The sequence below is a fragment of the Vibrio rotiferianus genome, from assembly GCF_002214395.1.
GTDB lineage: Bacteria > Pseudomonadota > Gammaproteobacteria > Enterobacterales > Vibrionaceae > Vibrio > Vibrio rotiferianus.
In genome coordinates, this window is sequence record NZ_CP018311.1 from 1,266,146 (window position 1) to 1,286,268 (window position 20,123).

A 20,123-nucleotide genomic window follows, 5' to 3' on the forward strand; every position below is an offset into this window, starting at 1 on the left:
AGAGCTCCTAATTTACTTCATTGCAGTCTCTAACTCTATACCCATATATGTTGTCTTGTTGGTTTAGTTTTCCTTGCAAATGCCACATAAAGAAGACTGCTAACAATACGGTGGCAGCCGCGAGCGTGAAACCGTACTGGGTTAAGCCATAGTGACTTAGCATTGCAATGAGGACATAGCTAAGAGATTGTACTGTCGTTGCAAACATACTGATGCCACCATCCACTCGTCCTCTTTGGTGTACAGATACGGAATGGTGCATCCAATTGATTCTTGCTATTCGATTGAGCGCATTAAAGGTGCCAAATAGTGCCGTAAACATCAGGATGGTGACTGGACTTGCGGATAAGCTCATACCAATCAGGGCAAATGCTAAAACACTCATCGATACGACAATGATGTTGGTATGAGAAAACTGACGCAGTATCTTGGTGACAACAAGCCCAGTAAGTAGGGAGCCTAATCCAAAGCTGATATTAAACCCGGCGTACCAATCGCCGGAGATACCTTGTTGTGAGAACCAAATCGGTACCAGTTTTCCAAGATAAGTTAAGATCGGATACGACAAGCAAGATAGCAGAATAAAGGCGTAAAACGTCGGTTCTCTTGCAAAGATCTGTTTGCTCTTTTTCAATTGAGTCATGAATGCAATTGAGTGGGATTCCCTGATTTGCTGTACGTAAGGCGTTACCATGTAGAAAAGTGCTGCGATGGAAGAGGCTGAGGCAGCAAATAAGGCGAACTCCAACATTCCCCACATCTCTAGCAATATGATACCCAACGCCCCAGCGCCTAAAGTGGTTGATTGCATGATGATTTCTTGCTGACCTGAAATCTTAGCGTATTCATGTGGTTGGTAGTTTTCTTGGGTGAATGCGTTGTTGGTTGTCCATGCGAAATTACTGGATACCCAATAAACCATTTGCGCAAAAGCTAAAAGCCAATGTGAACCAAGTTCAAGCCAGTAAGCGATAAAAATGATAAATGCCATGCCCGCTTGTAGCCATTGATTGAGTACCAGGAGCTGCTTTCTTGAATGGCGGTCGATAAAAGTGGAAAAGAAAGGGGTCGCCAAGAAGGAAATAGCGGTACAAGAGAGAGCGACCAATGCGACGAAGGTCCCCATGTCTGGTTCAGCCAACATAACCCATGGCAGCGCCATCATAAATAGTCCGGAAGAAATGCCATCAAAGAAGCGTCCAGCCAAGTAGGGAATTGTTTTATTTTTCATCGTTTTTATCTGCTTAATTTGTTAACGTGGTGTAACTTTAAAACCTCAAGCAAACTTGAGGTAAAGCACTTTATTGGATAAAAGAGGCTAGAAATGGAAATCAGCGTAGGCGAGGTAGCAAAGCGTTCTGGAGTGAAGGTATCGGCATTGCACTTTTATGAACAGAAGGGATTGATTTCAAGTTGGCGGAATCAAGGTAATCAACGCCGTTATCATCGCAGTGTGCTTCGCCGTGTTGCGGTGATCAAAGCTGCGCAGCAAGTCGGTTTATCATTAGAAGAGATCAAATTGGCACTAGAAGAGCTGCCTAAGCACCAAGCACCGAATAAGCAGCAGTGGGAAACCATGGCCAGTCATTGGCATAAACAGTTAGAGCAAAAGATTCAAAAGCTTAAAGCGCTACAAAACGATTTGGGTGGTTGTATCGGTTGCGGCTGTTTATCACTAGAGACCTGCGCGTTAAGAAACCCAGAAGACGTTCTTGGTAACGATCATGCTGGGTCGAACTTAACGTTAGATGAAGAAGGTTGAGCCCCCCCTTCATCGAATTATTTGAAGGGAGACTATTGCTCTGCGGCAGAATACAACAAGCGTTCAAATCGTTCATGACCGTGAAGCAGCTCGAGATCTTGTTCTTCAGCCAACAAGTCACGGATTGAAGGGCTGGTATCAATCGCACGTTCCAAGTCCTCAATTGCTTGTTCTTCAATCCCTAAACGAGAGTATGCACAAGCTCGTTGATACAAGGCTGGACCGTTGGTGTCATCCACTTCAAGTACGCGGTTACAGAGACTCAATGCCCAGTGATACTCTTTGATCTCCATGGCTGCATCCGCTTTGTAAGTTAGCGCTTCTAAATCACCTGGACGAACGAGCAAAATTTCATCGTAAATATCGATACGCTGCTCAGGTGTTTGTGAGCTCTGTGCACGCAACCATAAGTTGTGGATTTCGTTGATCTTTTCAATTTCTTTATTGTTTTCGCTGATGATGCGAGTCTTACGCTTTAAGTCGCGTTCTAATGCTAAAAACTTCTTCTCGTACTCTTGGGCTATTTTTTCTAATCGCTTGTCTGCCATCTCTTTGGTGTTGTGTTTAAATTCTCGTAGTGATTGCCAACCTACAAAAGCGATGAGCGAGGCAACACCAGCAATGATGTAGAAGAAGTACGTGACGGTGACATTCGCGTAGTTTAATGATTTGTCGGCCACTGTTAACTCACGATCCGTGATCTCGACAATCATACGTCGTTCTAGATCTTGTTGCTCCTGACGCAGTGACTTCAGCTCATCGAGGATATAACGCTCCATCAGAGGTCGGTCTAAAAGGTCGGACTCTGAGTACGTTTCTTCTGATGCTAAAGTTGGAAAAGAGAGCAGAGCAGCGAAGAAGATGCCGATGATTAAGCGCATAAAACGTCCTTTTGCGTCGAGAATGGATGAATCTCTGAAACCATAGCAAATAGAGGTAAGGTTTAGCAAAAAACTCATGAAAAATTATTGTTTTATAAAGTGTTCTGATGTGCTTTTGCGTTGCTCTTTTTGTGGTGAATAGATACTCTTTTCTCCACTGGAAACCAATGGCAAGCAATATGGACGCAAAATCACAAGCCTACCTCGAACAATACCTTCAATTACTGTCTCAGCAAGAAAAAGACGCAATCCCGTCAGTGAGTGCGGATTACTACTGTGCAGATGAGTACAACGCCAACAATTGTGCTGAGTTGGTAAGAATTGGTCAGAAAACCGCATCTTGCAGCATGGAACTTTGGTATAGCCAACAAGGAGAAGTAACGCCGCAAGTAGGTCACTTACAAGTTGTGACAAACTGGGATGGAGAGCCTGTGTGCATCATTCGAATCACCGATGTTAGTACTTGTCGATATGCAGACGTGAGTGAGGATTTTGCTCACGCAGAAGGGGAAGGTGACCGCACCATGGCTTGGTGGCGAGACGCACACACTCGGTTTTTCAAAGCCGAGTGTGATGAGTTAGGCATTGAGTGGCACGAGCAGCGATTATTGCTGCTAGAGCGGTTTGAAGTGGTTTATCCGAAATTGACATGAACCTGATAAAAAAGGCTTGGAGCATTGCCAAGCCTTTTCATTAAATACAATGACTTAAGCTAACTGTTCTTGACTATACAGTTGCTGGATAAGAGTTTGCCACTCTTCTCTTAATACACCGTATTTGATCGAGTCGTAGTACTCGCTTTGGTAATAGCGTACCTTACGAATGCGAGCTTCTTGCTGCATGCCAAGCTTTTCAGCACAGCGCATCATTCTTGGATTACCCGACCAGGTTGTTAACCCGACTCGTTCGATTTCTTGAGTATCAAATATGTGGCTTATCCAAGGCACTAGCGCGCAAAAGCCCAGACCTTTGTTCCAGTAGTCGGAATCGTAGATGACGATGCCTGCTTCTAACCAACGTGTGCTTTCACATTCCCAATACCAACTGACAGAGCCGACGGGTTTGCCCTCGAACTCAATCAACAACATGTCTTCGCCTTTCATCAGTCGTTGTAAGGTGTTGTTGCGAAAGCCCTCTAGTGTTGGTGTCTGATATGGAAAGTAAGGGCCATTGAACTCAGCCCATCGTTCATCTTCAGTGATCAACTGATAAAGTGCCTTTGCTTCTTCCGGAATCGCTCTTCTTAATGTGACACCTTGAAAATGGTACATAACGCTCCTTGTTATAATGCACTAACGTTTAATTGCAGTGATGCTGAACATATGCCAATGCTTTGTACTACCAACGGCTGTGCTGCCATCTTCATCCCTCTCATAAAAGTGGACGATCTCGTAATCCTCAAATAATGCTTCGACTTCTTCCTTAGTAAACGCACTGATATTTGGATGCGTGTTTGCGCCAACCCAAGAATCGTGAATCCCCAGTAAATCCCCGCAAAATACACCACCCGGCTGTAATGTTTCGTTGATTCTCTGCCACACGCTTTCGAAGCGTTCGCTAGGGCAAAAGAACAAGCTGGCACTGGCAATGAACAAGCTGCATTTCGGGTAATGAAAGTCACTAAAGCAAGACTGCGATATGGAAAAGTTAGGATTGCCTTCGAAACGCGTCAAGCAAGTTTCCACCGCATCTTGATGAGTGTCAAACGCGTAAACGGTAAAGCCTTGTTTGAGAAGATAGTTGGAATCTCGACCGATACCGCATCCTGCATCAATGGCGATTTTGTGGTTGAGCGTAAGCAGATTGGCGGCTCGTTCTACGTTTGGTCGGTGAGGTTGGCTCGCAACCTTCTGATAGTATTCGTTCCATGTTACTGACATTGCGATTCCTTTCTAGTTATAAAAAACGCTACTCAACCATGAATAGAGCTTTGATTTTTCAAAGGTTAACCAATTTCTTCGAGTAAAGAACTTTTAATTTACCATAGTGTGAGTGACTTAAAGTTGGTCTTCGATTGGAAGAATTCCCGAAAACCAAGCGCCCATTTTTCGCCACACACTCGCTTCTGGCTCTGAATTGAATTCTTCGCCAGTCTCTTTATCTAGCCATGCGATATCACCATCTTTAATGGCTATTTGATAAGCACTTTCTTTGAGTTGCTCAGGCAATAGTGCTAGAGATTTCTGTACATACTCTGGTTGCTCTATAACCACAGCCATTTCGGTGTTGAGCTCTGCAGAGCGAGGATCCCAGTTCATCGAACCGACAAATAAGGTTTTACCATCGATCATCATGGCTTTGGCGTGTAGACTTGCTCGGCTGCTACCCGTTAAGCTCCACTTACTTTTGATGTTCGCACTTGCTTTGACCTCCCACAGTTTAATGCCTGCTTTGACGAGATCTTCTCGATATTTTGCATACCAACCATGAACGGCGAAGACATCGTTAGATGCTAAGCTGTTTGTCACAATAGTGATATCAATGCCGCGCTTCGCTGCTTTGACAAGTGCTTTGGTTCCCGATTCTGTTGGTACAAAGTAAGGGGAAATTAGCACAAACGAATCTTCAACGCTTTCTAATAGCTCACCTAAATTGGCAACAAGTTGGCTGTCTTGAGTTTCGATTTTATCGGGTAAGTCAAACCAAACATCACCTTGACCCCAATACAATTTCAGTTGACCCTGTTTTAGCTTCTCGTATAGATCCAACTTTTTGAAGTTATACCGACCGGTTGAGAACTTCGCTTCTAACCCCAGCTTTTTAACTTGGGTTTGAATTTCGTCATCATCGACTTTGTTGGAGTTTGGGACAATCCATTCCATTGGAACGGCGTAAAGGCTATTCCAGTAAAGGTCAAATTGGTCTGCTGTTTGTATGACTACTTCACCAAATAGCATCACATCAAAATCCCCAAACTCTACATTGGATTCAAAAGAAAAGTACTCATTACCAATGTTTCTGCCACCCACTATGGCAGAGACGCTATCTGAAATTAGAGATTTGTTATGCATGCGTCGATTTAATCGACCGAAATCGCTTGCGAACGCAAAGACTCGGGCTTCGCGATAATGATGGGGATTGAATAGACGAATCTCTATGTTTGGATGAGCGTTCAGCTCCGCCATACCTGCATCATTACGTTTTTGCATGTCATCTAATAATAAACGAACTCGGACACCACGCTGAGCGGCTTCATATAAACGCCAAGTGATAAGTTGGCTAGTCTCGTCACTGCGATAAATATAGTACTGCAGATCTATGCTTTTCTCTGCAGATTCAATTAGTGCGATTCGAGCCAAAAGCGCATCATTTCCTTGATTGAGAGGATAGAAAGCAGTGTCTGAATCAGGAGCTTTATCGTAGCTTTCAAAAAATTCAGCCAGTGCGGAGTCTGCTTGGTAGCCAAACTGAAAGCTGGTGGACTTCTCACTAGGATCTCTTGGCTGGATCGACGAACATGCTGAGATCAGGACAAGCATAGAGACAAGTAAGGCTTTAGAGAGATAACGTAGCAATACACACTTCCTTGTTAATACACGACGCAACCCTTTGATTATATATCAAGCTTCAAAGACTAGTAACGTGCATGCTTGTCGCAAAGTCGCAGATTTTTCAATAGACCACGGAGTCCGGTTTGGATGATAGCCATTTTGGAAGCGATATTATTCGGGCGGACAATATCATGTTTTTTGGTGATGTTTCCGGTGTAATTGGTCAATATCACTAATATCTGGTGGTTATTGCCAACACTGAACTGTGAAAAATAACACTTTCAAAGTAAGTTGTTGATATTTAATGGTTAATGCTTTGGCATGCTCATTGCGTATAAAGAGTGAGCGAGAGAGGCTGTAACTTGCGAAGATGGTTAACTTTTTGTTAATTTTATTAACTTGCCATGGATAGTTTACTTGTGATGGATATTTGCAAAAACAACGCAAGCACGGCTCTCTTATAAAGTTGTCTATTTCAGATGCAAAACCTCACTGTTTGTCCGCGGGGAGTAGGTAGCAAGGTTATTGAGCAATTGGCTTTTTAACTTGGCTTTAAGGCAAGGCCTAATGGGGACAAATGGGAGAATACAAAAATAAAAAGGATTTTCGATGTTAGCAAAACCAGTATTACGTTGGCTTTTACCTTTCGCTGTCATTGGTGGCTCTTATGCGGGTTATGCCGCAATCGCTGCAACGGCGCCGGAAAAAGAGTCAATCAAAGACACCATCAGTGAACCGACAGTACAAATATCTTCACTCTTTCCTACCGATCATAAAGTTGTCATTACTAGCCATGGCGAAATGGTTCCGTTTGAAAAGACACACCTAGCTGCTCAAGTTAGCGGTGAGGTGGTGAGTTGGCATCCAAACTTCGTGACGGGTGGTATTGTTAAGCGTGGTGAGGTTCTTTTCACGATAGAGAGTGATAACTACGAGGCGGCTGTTCTACAAGCTGAAGCGGGACTAGCGAGTGCGCGTGCTTCGCTGATTGAAGAGCAGGCAAAAGCGGAAGTGGCGAAGCGTCAGGCGAAGAAACTAAGCGACAAGCAAGTGACCGATCTTTACCTACGTAAGCCGCAAGTACTTAGTGCGCAAGCGCAAGTTAAGTCTGCTCAAGCTGCGTTGAAACGAGCGAAACGCGATCTAGAAAACTGCAAGGTAGTGGCACCTTATGATGCGCTAGTGGTTGAGCGTGAAATTGGGGTCGGGCAGTTTGTCTCTTCAGGTTCTCGCGTTGCAACGTTGAACAATATCGAAGTGGCAGAGATTCATGTGCCTATCGCAGGCTTTGACAGTGCGTTCTTACCTGAATCATTGAAAGAGCTACATGCTACGGTGACCCAACAAGGGATTCTCTCTACCACTCGTGAAGGTAAAGTCGTCCGAGATCTTGGCATGATCGATAGTGCGACGCGCATGATTAACATGGTGATCCAAGTTAGAGACCCATATGGCCTAGACAACAATCAGCCACCAATTAAGTTTGGTTCGTATGTTGAAGTGAGCTTTACTGGTAAAGAGCTCAAACACATTTACCGCCTTCCTCAAGAGTTGGTGAAAAATCGCACAGTTTGGGTTGTGAACGGTGAAAATGAACTGCAACCAAGAACCGTTAATGTGCTTCGTGCAGAAGGTGAGTTTCTCCTCGTCGGTGAGGGCCTAGAGCAATCGGACAAGCTGGTTTTGACTTTGCCTGAGTACCCACAACAGGGCATGGCAGTTCAAGTCGCAAAAAAGAATGACGACTCCGAAACCGTCGTACAGTAGTTAGGAGTCAAACATGGAAGATAATCAACAAAAAGGCATCATCGCCTATTTTGCGAATAACTCTGTTGCCGCAAACCTAATGATGGTGTTCATCATTGTGATGGGTATCGTGAGCTTCATGTTCATTCAACGCCAGATGTTTCCAAACGTTGAAGTCAACTACATCAATATTCGAGCAGCTTACCCTGGTGCGTCTCCTCAAGAGATTGAAGAGAGTATCCTGGTTAAAGTGGAAGAGTCGATCAAAGACGTTACTGGGATCAAAAAGACCGTAGCGCGAGCTTCACGAGGTAGCGCTTACGTGTCGATTGAAGTCGATGTGAATGCGGACATCAAACGTGTATTGGACGATGTAAAACAGCGGGTAGACACCTTATCTAATCTGCCTGCAGGCATGGAACCCATCAACGTTTATCAGGTTGAATGGCGACAAGAGGTGATAGAGATGGGCTTGGTGGGCGACAGACCACTAGAAGAGCTCAAACCGATTGCCAAGCAAGTCGAAGATGAGTTACTGCAACTGAAAAACGTCATGCTGGTGGACTTGAATGCTCCCGAAGAAGAGATTGCGATTGAAGTCGATCCGCTTGTTTTGCGTAAATATGACCTGACGTTGAACGATGTGAGTAATGCGATTCGTCGTTATTCTGCGAACTATTCTGCTGGTGAAGTAAAAACCAATGCAGGTATGATCGCGGTACGTATTGAGAACCAGTACTACCATGGTGATGAGTTCCGCAATATCCCAGTCAAGCTTGGGGCGAATGGCGCGAAGGTACTCCTACAAGACATAGCAACGATTAAAGACGGCTTTACTGAGGAAGACCGTTACTTCGAATACTCGGGCCAAAACGCAATCTACATGGCGGTTCAAGCCACGCGTGATCAAAACATCATTCCAGTTGCCGAATCGGTTCGTAACTACATCGAAGCGAAGAACAAAACCCTACCTGACGACATTCAGCTCAAGGTGTTGGTTGATATGACCTATTACCTCAATGGTCGTCTCGACATGATGCTGAAAAACCTGCTTCAAGGTGCAGCGCTAGTTGCAATCATGTTGACGGTGTTCCTTCGTTTCCGATTGGCAATGTGGGTAATGCTGGGGCTGCCAGTGTGTTTCTTAGGTGCTGTGATGATGATGCCAATGTTGGGCATCACAGTGAACATTGTTTCCTTATTCGCCTTTATTATGGTGCTCGGTATCGTGGTGGATGACGCCATCGTGACCGGAGAAAGTGCCTACAGTGAGATTGAAGAAAAGGGCGGTGGTGTTGAGAACGTTGTGACGGGTGTTAAGCGCGTTGCGACACCTGCTACCTTTGGTGTGTTAACCACGATTGCGGTATTTGCCCCATTCCTACTCTCAAGCGGTATTGATAGTGCATTTTTCTATGGCATTGCGGGTGTGGTAATTCTGTGTCTTATCTTTAGCCTGATTGAATCTAAGCTGATTCTTCCGGCGCACTTGGCACACACCAATTTCACACCTATCAAGCCAGGTGGTTGGCGTGATGGCTTCAACAAGCGCTTCTTCGGCTTTGTAAATGGTCCATACCGTAGCTTTGTCAAAGCTTGTACACATTGGCGCTGGACGGTGTTCGCCTTCTTCTGTGGCCTACTATTGATCAGCGCTTCTTTAGTGAGTTCGAACTACGTGCGCGTGATTCCAAACCCGAAAGTACCAACGGATTACCCAGCGATCACGATTGAGATGAATGACACGGTATCGAGTGAGCAAACCATCAATGCGTTAAAAACCATTGAAGGAGTAATGCAAGACATCGAAAATCAGATCATTGATGAACATGGGCAGGGCATGATTCGTGATGTACTTTCCTACAATCGCAGTCGAACAGAAGGTCGTATTCTCGTGCCACTCGTGGATGAAGAGCTACGCCCATTCAATACCTTTGAGCTTGCTCGTCGTTGGCGTGAAGCCATGCCTGTGATTCCGGGCATGAAGAGCTTTAAGATCCGTGAGCAAAGTGCGGGAGGCGGTGACCGTGATGAGTTTGGTTACCTGCTATTTGGTTCGGACATTAACGAACTAAATGAAGCGGGTCGCTACTTGATTGGTCGCTTACAGCAAGAAGAAGGTCTGTACGATATCTCCTCGTCTATCGATTCTGGTAGTAAAGAAGTGTTGTTATCCCTTGCTCCTGTCGCTTATGACTTAGGCTTGGATCTCACCATGATCGCAGAGCAAGTGGGTGGTAGCTTCTATGGTGGTGAAGCGCAGCGTATTATCCGTGACGGTGAAGAAATCAAAGTTATGGTGCGTTACCCGCAACTGACGCGTGAAGCGTTCTCTTCTTTACGCTATGCAGTGATCACGACGCCAGCAGGCAAAAAGGTCATGCTTGGTGATGTGGTGAAGATTAGTGAGCAACCAGGGGTAAGCAGCATTCGCCGAGAAGGTGGTTACCAAACCGTTTACGTTTATGGTTCTATTGATGAAGAGCTGGTTGAACCTCAAGAAGTTGTTAAGGTAATTGACGACAACATCTTGCCGGACATGAAGCAAGCCTTCCCAAGTGTGAAAACGGAATTGGGTGGTGATATCGAAGAGCAAGCCGCGCAACGTAACGAGCAAATCATGTTCTTTATTGCAGGCATGATCATCGTATATATCTTGCTGGCTGTGCCACTTAAGAGTTACACCCAGCCGCTTATCGTCATGTCGGTGATTCCGTTTAGCTTAACAGGTGCGATTTGGGGACACTTCTGGCTGGATATGGACATCAGCATGATGTCGACGTTTGGTTTGATAGCGGCAGCGGGTGTGGTTATCAATGATTCCTTGGTGATGACGGATTACGTTAACCAAGTGCGAGAAAAAGGCATGAGTATTAAGCAGGCGGTCGTTGAAGCTGGTTGCGCACGTTTTCGAGCGATAACGCTGACGTCGATTACCACCTTCGCAGGTGTTCTACCTATCATGTTTGAAACCAGTTTGCAGGCTCGTTTTGTTATCCCTATGGCAGTAGCACTTGGTTTTGCCGTTCTATTTGCAACTGTCCTTACCTTGATTTTGGTACCGTGTTTGTACCTGATGTTAGAAGACATTAAAAACATCTTCCGCATTGTGAAGCGATTCTTTGGTCGTTTGATTGGTAAGTTCAAATCACAGTCATCAAATACTGTCGGTAACGAAAGTACGCAAAGCTAGTTTCACCTAAAGTGAAAATCTAAAGCAGCCTTCGGGCTGCTTTTTTTATGCCTTAAGCGAACTGGAATAGACTCTCTATACTATAGGTTGAGTGAATGATTAAATATTCATAGATTTACTTGGTTAATTTAACACTGTGTGTGTGAAATTCACCATGTAGCAGTTGGTTGGAAAATTAACCAAAACATAAATTGTTGATATTTAAGGTTTAAAAAGTTGGCATCCTATGTGCAATGTATAAAGTGCAACCCAATGAACTGCTAATCCTTAAGGAGCTTATTATGCAAAGCGTATTTCTATCTACTCTAGGTCTTATTGCTGTAATGTCATCACCAATCGCTGCTGCCAACACTCTAGACAAAGAAGAGTGGAGTGCGGATCTACGTCAAGAATTTACAACAATGAAGCATGAGGCAGTAGCGGACATCGAACAAATGAACATGGACGCAATTGATGAACGCGATGACCGTATTGTTAAACACATCAAAGAACAACAAGCTCAACTGGTAAAGATCAAATGCCAGAAGACAGGGGCAACCAAGTCATAACCTCTGACCACAAAGATTCCGTGTTAGTCACAAGGATGAGTGATTAACCAGAGTGCATCCGATACAAGTGTGGCGCTAGTGAGCAGTCTGCGTCAACCTTGTTGCTCTGTTTGCCAACCTATCAATTGGGTTGGCTTTTTTATGCCTGCTAATTGAAGAAGTTTAGCTAGAAGCTGGGGGTAAAGGTTAAGAGAAAATATGGCAGATAGAAAAAAGCCCGCGAAGAATACCTTCACGGGCGAAAAAAGGGCACCAAATTGGTGTCTATTCATTTTGGAGGTGGTCGAACGTCCATATCATACTGACAATAGGCTTGGTGAGAGGCTTACCACCAGTGCGACCAACGGGGATAAAGTTAACATTGTTGTAATCATTGTTAAAATGTTAATTCTTCAATCAATGATTTCATTATCGTTAGTCCAGATTGTGAATGTGTTGTTTGTGTGTATTTTTACTGTGCCAAATGCCGCTTTTGATAATAAAACTCATCATGAACTCCATGTCTATCATTTGAATTGGTTATATAAAACTCGACATACTGCATTCTCAACTGTTCATATTTGCACTTAATTCCACATAATAACTATGCTTTTGTTAAGTCTTTGTGTTGTTTTTAACGCTATTTGCCGAAAACAAAAAGAGCGACCTAAGCCGCTCTTGTCCATATTGATAAGTTTACTTATCAGCCGTTTTAGATTTCTTCGTGCTTATGGACTAATCCGAAGTCGGCCAAAATGGCATACGCCGCTGGGATCATAAACAGAACTAACAGAGTAGAAGCAAAGATACCAAACACGATGGAGATCACCAGAGGTTGGATAACCTGTGCCTGCAAACTGGTTTCGGTGAGTAATGGGAGCAAACCAGCTGCAGTAGTCATCGATGTAAGGAATACGGCGCGAAAACGCTCTCGACTTGCTTTGACTACTGAGCCATGCACATTATCCCCTTCATCTACATGGTGGCGTATGTACTGAACCAACAGAATTGAATCGTTCACCACAATTCCTGCCAATGACACAAAGCCCATCATACTCGGCATGCTCAAAGAGTGGCCAAGCAGAATGTGTCCCCACACTACGCCAATAAAGGCAAGCGGGATTGCGAGCATCACCACGAATGGTTCTAGGTAGCTGCGGAATTGGTAACTCAGAATCGCAAACACGCCAAACAAACCAAGTAAGAAGCCTTTACCCATTGATGCGCCAGTTTCGGCAGTGTCTTTGGCTTCGCCTTCAAAATCAAAGCGAAGGCCAGGATACTTTTGCATAAGCTTTGGCGCTTCATCCTGTTGGAACTGACGAATGATGGCGGTCGAGTTGGCTTTTGTGTTGTCGATATCACCGAATACGCTCACAGTGCGCAAGCCATCAATGCGCTGGATTCTTACGTAGTTACGTTGGAAATCCAAAGTCGCAATGGTTGCGAGTGGAATTTGACTGCCATCGGACAAGATAATTGGGAAGTTTGCCAATTGCTGTAAGTCACCCGCTTGTGCTTTATCGAGGCGAACTTCGATGGAAATGTTTTCTACCCCAACTTGGATCTCGTCTGCGGTTTGGCCAAAGAAAGCCGCACGCAATTGATTGGCGATGAGCTGGCCGTTAATCCCATAAGCTTCCGCCCCCGGACGCAGTTTAACCAAGACTTCTTCTTTACCCATACGCATGTCATCCAACACGCCATGCACACCGTCAAACTCATTCAAGTATTGCTGAATGTCGATAGAGGCTGCTTTGAGCGCATTCAGATCATCATGCTTCGCTCGAATTTCAATAGCTCGTCCACCCGGGCCCATGGTCGGTTGTTTAAATACCAGTGAGATAGGATCGGCAAGTTCACCAATGTCTTCGCGCCATGCATCGATAAATTCATCGATGAGTGTGTTACGACTCTCTGCACCAAGTAAATCTAGACGTACCGTGGCAATGTGAGGGCCAGATTCATTCGCGTCGGCGTTAGCGTTGAATTGACTGGTGATGTGCAGAACCAATGGATTGCCATCTTCCACTTTCTCTGTCCATTCTTTATCTAGCTTTTGAGCGGAAGCGACGATCTTATCGACGACAGCTTCCGTTTGAGACAGAGAAGAACCCGGAGGAAGAATAATGCGTGCTTCCGCAATATCGCCATCCAATTCAGGGAAGGGTTGGAACTTAAGAAGACCACCCACTAACGTTGCGGCGGAGATAAGAAGCAAGGTAATTACACCTCCCATAAAGGCATAGCGATATTCAACTACTTTATCTACCGCATTGACCAATGTGGTGTTGCGGAAATTTTCAAAAGAAGCGAGCAGCTTTTGTTTGAACTTTGGCGTCTTTCGTTCTTGCTTTTGTTTATGCAGGGAGTGAGAAAGGTGGTTAGGTAGAATCAAGAAGGCTTCCACCAAGCTTAAGCTCAATACGAGGATCAGAACTTGAGGAACCGCTTTAAGTACCGCCCCCATTTCACCTTGCAAGAATAACAAGCTACCGAAAATACACACCGTGGTTAGGAAGGAAGAAATTACCCCCGGCAGTACCTTTTTCACGCCTTTAATTACGGCATCATCGATCTCTTCTCCTCGGTCGAGGTGAGCGGCGATCGATTCGGCAATAACGATGGCATCATCCATCATGATACCGATGGCCATGAGTAACCCGACCAAAGACATGATGTTGATAGACAGGCCAAGTTGTGCCATCAAAAATAAACCACCTAAGAAGGCAACGGGCAAACCAGCCGCGACCCAAAAAGAGTAGCGAAAACTAAAGAACAACCACATGGTGGCGAAGACCAAGATGATACCCTGCCAACCGTTTTTGACCATCATGGTCAGGCGATCCCAAAGCACGGATGAAAGGTCATTGGTCATTTGTAGCATCACACCGTCTGGCGCGATGGCTTGTTGTTCTTCGACAAATTGAGCAACACGTTCTTTAATGCGCAGTGCATCGTCTTCTTTGTTTTTGCTGACTTTTAGTAGGGCTGAAGGGTGGCCATCGAAGAGGACTTTTTGTTCGTCCAATTCAAATCGATCGGTAATCGTCGCAATGTCTCTTAAGCGGATGATCGAGCCATTTGGACCAGAGCCCACGACGATGGTCTCAAGTTCCTCAGGCGTCACACGGCGCTCGTCAAAGCGGATCAGAAAGTTCTTATCTGGCGTTTCTACATTACCACTTGGTAATTTGACGTTTTGACGACCAATCTGCTCAGCAATATCACCAACACTCAAGCCAAGTTGGCGAATGGCTTGGGTATCTAACTCTACTCTGAATTGGTGGTCTGAGAAGCCAGCAACGTCAACTAAAGATACGCCATAGTCGAGCTTTAACGTGCGCTTAAGCTGTTCAGCATACGCTTTTAACTCCGGCCATGTGGTATCTGCGGTGATGGCGACATCCACAACAGGCTCATTCCAGTCGAGCTCTTGAACCACCGGAGACTCAATTTCTTGTGGGAAATCGTTTATCGAGTTGATCTGAGTTTGAACGTCGACCAGCATACGGCCGATGTCGGCTTCTTCATTCAGTTTTAAGATAAGACGTGCTGAGCCCTCAATTGCTTCACACTGAGTTTCTTCAATGTTAGCAAGGCCATCAACCGCATCTTCCATTCGGACACAGATACTCTCTTCGACTTCTTGAGGGGAAGCGCCAGGGTATACCACACCAGCTAGGATGTAGGGCGGATCAAACTCAGGAAAGGTTTCACGCTTAATCGTGGAAAGTGAAGAAATCCCCAATATCAGCAGCGTTAGCATCAGCAAATTGGCTGCTGTTGGGTGCTTGGCGAAGAATCGGATCATGAATCAGACTCCTCAATAGTGGCTTCTGACTGTTCAGGTGACTCTTTCAATAGCATGCCGTTAATAGCAGGAAGCAAATCGTTGATGATCAGCTTCTGACCTTGCTCAAGTTCACCATAAATCACCACTTGGTTATTGCGGCGGTATAGCACTTCAACCGTCACGACTTGCAGACGATTATCATCGCCCATCAGGTAAATCTTATCGCCATGAAGCGCACGCTCCGGTATGACCCAACTCGGGTTTTCTTGTCCCTCAATCAAGGCTCGAACAAACATGCCGTTAACCAGTGGGGGAACAGAGGTTGGGTTCAATGCTCGGTAGTCTTGTTCAATCTCTAGAATCACACCAGCAGTTGCTTGGCTTGGATCGACGGTTTCACTGATGCGTGCAACTTTAGCAGGCCAGCTTGCAGAAAGATTACCGCTGTTGAGTTCAATGTTAGCGTGAATCGCATTCATATCAGGTTGTGGAATACCGGACTCGTCGCGAACAAACTCGCCAATGCTAGCTGCCAAGGTTTGCATGTCATGAATGGACAGTTGAGCCTCAACTTCCATGACATCAATACCATGCCCGGTCACCATGGTTTGTTGGAGATTGACCACTTGGTTTTGTTCAATTTCTACCTCAGCAATACGCAGATCGTAAGGTAGAGTGATGATGGTTTTGTCGAGCGAGCGTTTGGCTTCATCCACTTTTGACGCATTAACCTTTACTAAGGCTTCAGCGACGCGCTTTTCATCTGGCATTAATCCGATTTGGTTTTCAATATCCAGTACTACCTTGCGTTGAGAGAGTGCGCTTTGTTCTTGTTGGTCTACATCTGATTGGGAAGTTAGGCCTTTCTTGCGTAGGTTTTGTTTTCGGTCCAACTCTTTATTGGCGATAACAAGACGATTAGCCTCTATTTTTAGTGTACTTTTGAGATTCGCTTCTTCTTGGTTCAGCTTAGCCAGAGAGGTTTGTGCAGACTTGAGGTCAGCTTGAGCTTGAACCAGTTTTAACTCGTAATCTAGTGGGTCGATACGCAAGATTTCCGTTCCTCCTTGCAGCACTTGTCCTTTTTCCAGTTGCGGGTGGCGGTAAACTACCTTGCCGGATACTTCTGCTATCGCTTTCCACTCGACTTTCGGTGCAATTTTACCAAAACCGATAGCGATAGGAGCAATGGCTTTAAGTTCTAGCGGGATGGTTTCAACCAATCTTGCACGATCACTCGCTGGTTTTACGGGCAAGTCAGGCTTAAGGCTAATAGCCAAAAACAGAATGACGACCCCAACAGCAAGGGCAGGAAAGAAAAGCAATTTTTTATTCATTTTCATATTGGTCGCCCGAGTCTAAAAATCCATGTTTCATCAGTTGTATGTTGTGTTCGAATAATCGGTTCAAGAAGGCTTCTGAGAGTTCGATACCGTGAATGGCTAGGAGTGCAGGTGGTGCCATAAAAGGAAATACCATTAAGCTGATATAAGAGACGCGACAAAGTTGAGGGTCTGCGTCTTTTCGTAAAACGCCGCTTTCGACCAACTTATCAAAGAGAACGCCTTGCATTGGCTGGCTGATATCAGCGAAGACTTTCTCGAGTAATTTACGTTGAGTCTCGGAGGGGGGCATGTGCATGACTTGGGCAATCAAGCGTGGAAACTGTGGCACTTTGATCATTTCGCGGTAGTAAGTCCGCATTAAATCGAAGAAGTTTCGCTCGTTGCTGTCAGCTACCAGTGCTTGCATCTGTTTTTGCATTGGCGACAGGGTTTCGCGCAACATGGTCTCAAACAAGCCTTCTTTGTTGCCGAAGTAGTAGCGAATCATCGCTACATTCACGCCAGCTTTCTGTGCGACTAAGCGAGTTGACACCTTGTCATAAGCCATAATGGTGAAGAGTTCGCGCGCATGGAAAATGAGTTTTTTCCGCGCATCGATTTTGTCTGTGGGTCTTCCCGCCCTGCGATGAGCTTCCGTCACAATCTTCTCTCAAAATATTCAACATTTGATTAATTATAAGACGCTGATTTCTCATGCGACATGCGAAAAATTAATCAGTATTTAATCAAGTGATTAATTTTTGCTAAGAAAGTAAAGGATACATTACGACTGATATTTTCTATATGGGATTACTTGCAATTAGGAGTGTATTTGGGGCTTGTTGTCACATATGCCACTGAATATGTTATTCGTTGTACAAATAAATTGACTGTATCTTATTGATTTAATAGAGTTCATCACTCAAAATTTTTTATAAATTTCTATAATAATCATACGGTAGTGGATAATATGAAGAAAATTTTTCTTGCAGTTGTATTAATCGCATTCGCAACACCCTCTCTTGCTTCAAACCTCTGGAAAGACTGTGGTATAGGTCACTGGATAGCTGGCCCAACTCTGAAAGGATTCCCCGCACTAACAACCAACATTGTTTGGGATTTAGGAACGACGGCGACGACCTCACATGTTTCTACGCCTGAAATCTGTGCTGGCCCATTTTGGGCTGCAGCAAAATTTATTAATGATACTTACCCGCTAATCGAGCAGGATACAGTTCAGGGCAGCGGTGAACATATGATGGCGATGCTAGATATCTTTGAGTGTGATAACTCAGTACGCCCAGAAATCGTTAATGGAATTCGTCAGGATTTCGGCAAAATGATTCAAGATACAAACTATGTAGGATCTACTCAAACTGAGAAAGCGCAAAACTACTACAACGTTGTAGTGAAAGAAGTTAGCCAGTTTGCAAATCAATGTAACGTTGCATAGCGTTTACTTTCTTTTTTAAAGGAGCGCCACGAAAGCGCTCCTTTTCTTTTTATAATTGCAGTTTACTAGACCCCATGCTCAAACCTTTGTCATCTATTGCCTACTTATCTTTTGTTGCTTTTCTCCCTGTTAACGCTAGCGCTTCACCTATCGATAGCCAAAAGGCTGCAATTGTCGAACAGCTAGGAAACCACCCTCAATGGTTAAAGCTCCTACACTTTCAAAGGGGCGAAAGTTTGATTGAGTCGGATGCGTTTTTCTTTGCGCCTGAAGGTCGCGTGAACCCAAAAGCGGAGTTGCTTGCAACATTAGGAGAATTTGAAAACGACGCCAATCGAACAAATCAGGAGCTTGCTCAATGCCGTTTCCCTGCACGATATCTATGGTTGAAAAAGCAATTAGGATCTCAATTCTCTGCGCCAAAAGTGCGCTGCGAAAAGCTCGAAGGTTGGCAGGAAGAGAATCAACTAGATTCGATTAGCTTGATTTTTGTGACGGGGTATATGGGAAACCCTGCGTCTTTCTTTGGTCATTTATTGATGAAGTTGAACAAAGAAGGACAATATTACAGCTCAAAGACACCTCTACTCGATAGTAGCGTTAACTTTGGTGCAAACACGGGGCAGAGAGACAATCCAATCAAATATGTGACCTATGGACTTTTGGGAGGCTACAGTGCGAGTTTTAGCCAAGAGGATTATTATCGGTATGAGTTTGGGTATGCTGAAGGAGAGCAGCGTGAGCTTTGGGAATATGAACTAAACCTAACGGAAAATGAGCTCAAATTACTGGAATCTCACCTTTGGGAGTTGCAAGGCAAAGAGTTTCGCTATTACTTCTTAGATGGGAATTGCGCGACTTATATGGCTAGTTTCATTAGCATTGTTCTGGAAGAACCTTTACTCAAAAATGTTCAACCTTGGGACATGCCTCTAGATATCTTCAAGGCGCTGCCAAATAAGCAACACAACAACCAACCTTTAGTGAAAGCGATCGACAAAAGAGAGTCGAAGTACTCTCGTATTAAAGATAAATATTTAGCACTTACGGGGCGTGAGCAAGAAGCTGCTAAAAGTTTGACGATTGATAAAGTGCTCTTTACTAACAATTCATACGCCCAGCTCTCATCTTATGAGAAGAGCCGAGTGCTAAACGTGATGTTTGACTATTATGAGCTTACGATAGTTGATGGCAGTGAAAGTGAAGCGAATCTTGCCAAAAGTCGAAAAGTTAAGCTGATGCAAGAAAGACTTAAACTGCCAGCTTTAGATTTGGAATGGGAAATGTCCAAATCTGCACCGCCACATCTCGCACAAAATCCGATGAAAATAGGTTTATCTACAGGCTACAATTCAGAATTGGGTGGATTTGGTCAACTCAATTTTAGGGCCGCATATTACGATTATCTTTATCTTGAGACTTCTCGTTTTAATGATTCAAATGCTACATTTTTTGACGGAAATGTAAGGTTTTCGAATCAAGACATTTGGTTAGATAAATTTGATGTATTCAATGTTTCAACATTGAATATCCGACAAGTTGACTTGTTTGAAGATAGTCAATTTGCATGGAGTACCCGTTTCACGATTGAACAGAAAGACTTAAGCTGCAATGACTGCGAGCGTGCTCGTTGGTTTGGAGCGTTAGGAAAGGCTACTAAACTCAAGGGCGTCATTTCTTTTTACGCCATGCCAGGAGTAAATGTCGACCTATCAAACTATAAAGACTCAGAGCTAAACATAACGTTTGGTGCGTTGTATACCGCTAGTGAATATTGGAAAACACATTTGAAAGTGATGTCTGCTTCTAGCTTGGGGGCTGATTCAGAACAGAAATTATTGATAGATTGGGAAAGCAGGTTAGGGAATGCAATGGACTGGGATGTGAGACTAAATGTTAAGCATAATAAGAGCAGTGAAGTTAGCATGAGTTATGCTCACTACTTTTAA

General features: G+C 44.4%; 15 protein-coding genes. 7 read left to right on the top strand and 8 right to left on the bottom strand.

Annotation, left to right across the window (positions count from 1 at the left end; translation table 11 throughout):
• Positions 1–7 precede the first annotated feature (7 nt).
• On the bottom strand, positions 8–1,231 hold the full coding sequence (locus tag BSZ04_RS05980) for an MFS transporter (RefSeq protein WP_088879840.1): 1,224 nt from the start codon (positions 1,229–1,231) through the stop codon (positions 8–10).
• Positions 1,232–1,324: 93 nt separating this feature from the next.
• Between BSZ04_RS05980 and soxR the strand changes: the two genes are divergently transcribed.
• Positions 1,325–1,762, top strand: coding sequence for a redox-sensitive transcriptional activator SoxR (gene soxR / locus BSZ04_RS05985; protein ID WP_088879841.1), 438 nt, complete (start codon positions 1,325–1,327; stop codon positions 1,760–1,762).
• A gap of 32 nt (positions 1,763–1,794) precedes the next feature.
• On the opposite strand, the gene BSZ04_RS05990 is transcribed toward soxR, so the two are convergent.
• Positions 1,795–2,643, bottom strand: a complete 849-nt coding sequence (locus tag BSZ04_RS05990; RefSeq protein WP_088879842.1) for a tetratricopeptide repeat protein — start codon at positions 2,641–2,643, stop codon at positions 1,795–1,797.
• 179 nt (positions 2,644–2,822) lie between these two features.
• On the opposite strand from BSZ04_RS05990, the gene BSZ04_RS05995 reads away from it, so the two are divergent.
• Positions 2,823–3,296 carry an ASCH domain-containing protein gene (locus tag BSZ04_RS05995; protein WP_088879843.1) on the top strand — a complete coding sequence of 158 codons (474 nt, stop codon included), beginning with the start codon at positions 2,823–2,825 and terminating at the stop codon, positions 3,294–3,296.
• A gap of 54 nt (positions 3,297–3,350) precedes the next feature.
• Here the strand turns inward: BSZ04_RS05995 and BSZ04_RS06000 are convergent, their stop codons facing one another.
• From BSZ04_RS06000 to BSZ04_RS06010, 3 genes are all read right to left on the bottom strand, one after another.
• Entirely contained in the window at positions 3,351–3,914 is a 564-nt protein-coding gene (locus BSZ04_RS06000) for a GNAT family N-acetyltransferase (RefSeq protein WP_088879844.1), read from the bottom strand.
• 21 nt (positions 3,915–3,935) lie between these two features.
• The gene (locus tag BSZ04_RS06005) at positions 3,936–4,523 is read right to left on the bottom strand and encodes a class I SAM-dependent methyltransferase (protein ID WP_088879845.1); all 588 of its coding nucleotides are present in this window, start codon (positions 4,521–4,523) and stop codon (positions 3,936–3,938) included.
• A gap of 117 nt (positions 4,524–4,640) precedes the next feature.
• Complete coding sequence (locus BSZ04_RS06010) at positions 4,641–6,158, bottom strand: phospholipase D family protein (RefSeq protein ID WP_088879846.1); 1,518 nt, start codon at positions 6,156–6,158, stop codon at positions 4,641–4,643.
• Positions 6,159–6,743: 585 nt separating this feature from the next.
• Between BSZ04_RS06010 and BSZ04_RS06015 the strand changes: the two genes are divergently transcribed.
• The 3 genes from BSZ04_RS06015 to BSZ04_RS06025 all read left to right on the top strand — a co-directional run bounded on the left by BSZ04_RS06015 (position 6,744) and on the right by BSZ04_RS06025 (position 11,621).
• The gene (locus BSZ04_RS06015) at positions 6,744–7,901 is read left to right on the top strand and encodes an efflux RND transporter periplasmic adaptor subunit (RefSeq protein WP_045385548.1); all 1,158 of its coding nucleotides are present in this window, start codon (positions 6,744–6,746) and stop codon (positions 7,899–7,901) included.
• Between the two features lie 13 nt (positions 7,902–7,914).
• Entirely contained in the window at positions 7,915–11,073 is a 3,159-nt protein-coding gene (locus BSZ04_RS06020; RefSeq protein WP_088879847.1) for an efflux RND transporter permease subunit, read from the top strand.
• Positions 11,074–11,354: 281 nt separating this feature from the next.
• Positions 11,355–11,621: a hypothetical protein gene (locus tag BSZ04_RS06025; protein ID WP_010453008.1), complete on the top strand. Its 267-nt coding sequence runs from the start codon at positions 11,355–11,357 to the stop codon at positions 11,619–11,621.
• Positions 11,622–12,312: 691 nt separating this feature from the next.
• Here the strand turns inward: BSZ04_RS06025 and BSZ04_RS06035 are convergent.
• Genes BSZ04_RS06035 through BSZ04_RS06045 form a run of 3 tightly spaced genes read right to left on the bottom strand, consistent with a single transcriptional unit; the run spans position 12,313 to position 17,382 of the window.
• Positions 12,313–15,414, bottom strand: a complete 3,102-nt coding sequence (locus tag BSZ04_RS06035) for an efflux RND transporter permease subunit (protein ID WP_088879848.1) — start codon at positions 15,412–15,414, stop codon at positions 12,313–12,315.
• Positions 15,411–16,739 carry an efflux RND transporter periplasmic adaptor subunit gene (locus tag BSZ04_RS06040; protein ID WP_088879849.1) on the bottom strand — a complete coding sequence of 443 codons (1,329 nt, stop codon included), beginning with the start codon at positions 16,737–16,739 and terminating at the stop codon, positions 15,411–15,413. The genes BSZ04_RS06035 and BSZ04_RS06040 overlap by 4 nt, the downstream gene beginning before the upstream one ends.
• Complete coding sequence (locus BSZ04_RS06045) at positions 16,726–17,382, bottom strand: TetR/AcrR family transcriptional regulator (RefSeq protein ID WP_088879850.1); 657 nt, start codon at positions 17,380–17,382, stop codon at positions 16,726–16,728. The genes BSZ04_RS06040 and BSZ04_RS06045 overlap by 14 nt, the downstream gene beginning before the upstream one ends.
• 309 nt (positions 17,383–17,691) lie before the next feature.
• On the opposite strand from BSZ04_RS06045, the gene BSZ04_RS06050 reads away from it, so the two are divergent.
• Positions 17,692–18,174 carry a DUF3015 family protein gene (locus tag BSZ04_RS06050; protein WP_010452997.1) on the top strand — a complete coding sequence of 161 codons (483 nt, stop codon included), beginning with the start codon at positions 17,692–17,694 and terminating at the stop codon, positions 18,172–18,174.
• Between the two features lie 74 nt (positions 18,175–18,248).
• Entirely contained in the window at positions 18,249–20,123 is a 1,875-nt protein-coding gene (locus tag BSZ04_RS06055) for an Lnb N-terminal periplasmic domain-containing protein (protein WP_088879851.1), read from the top strand.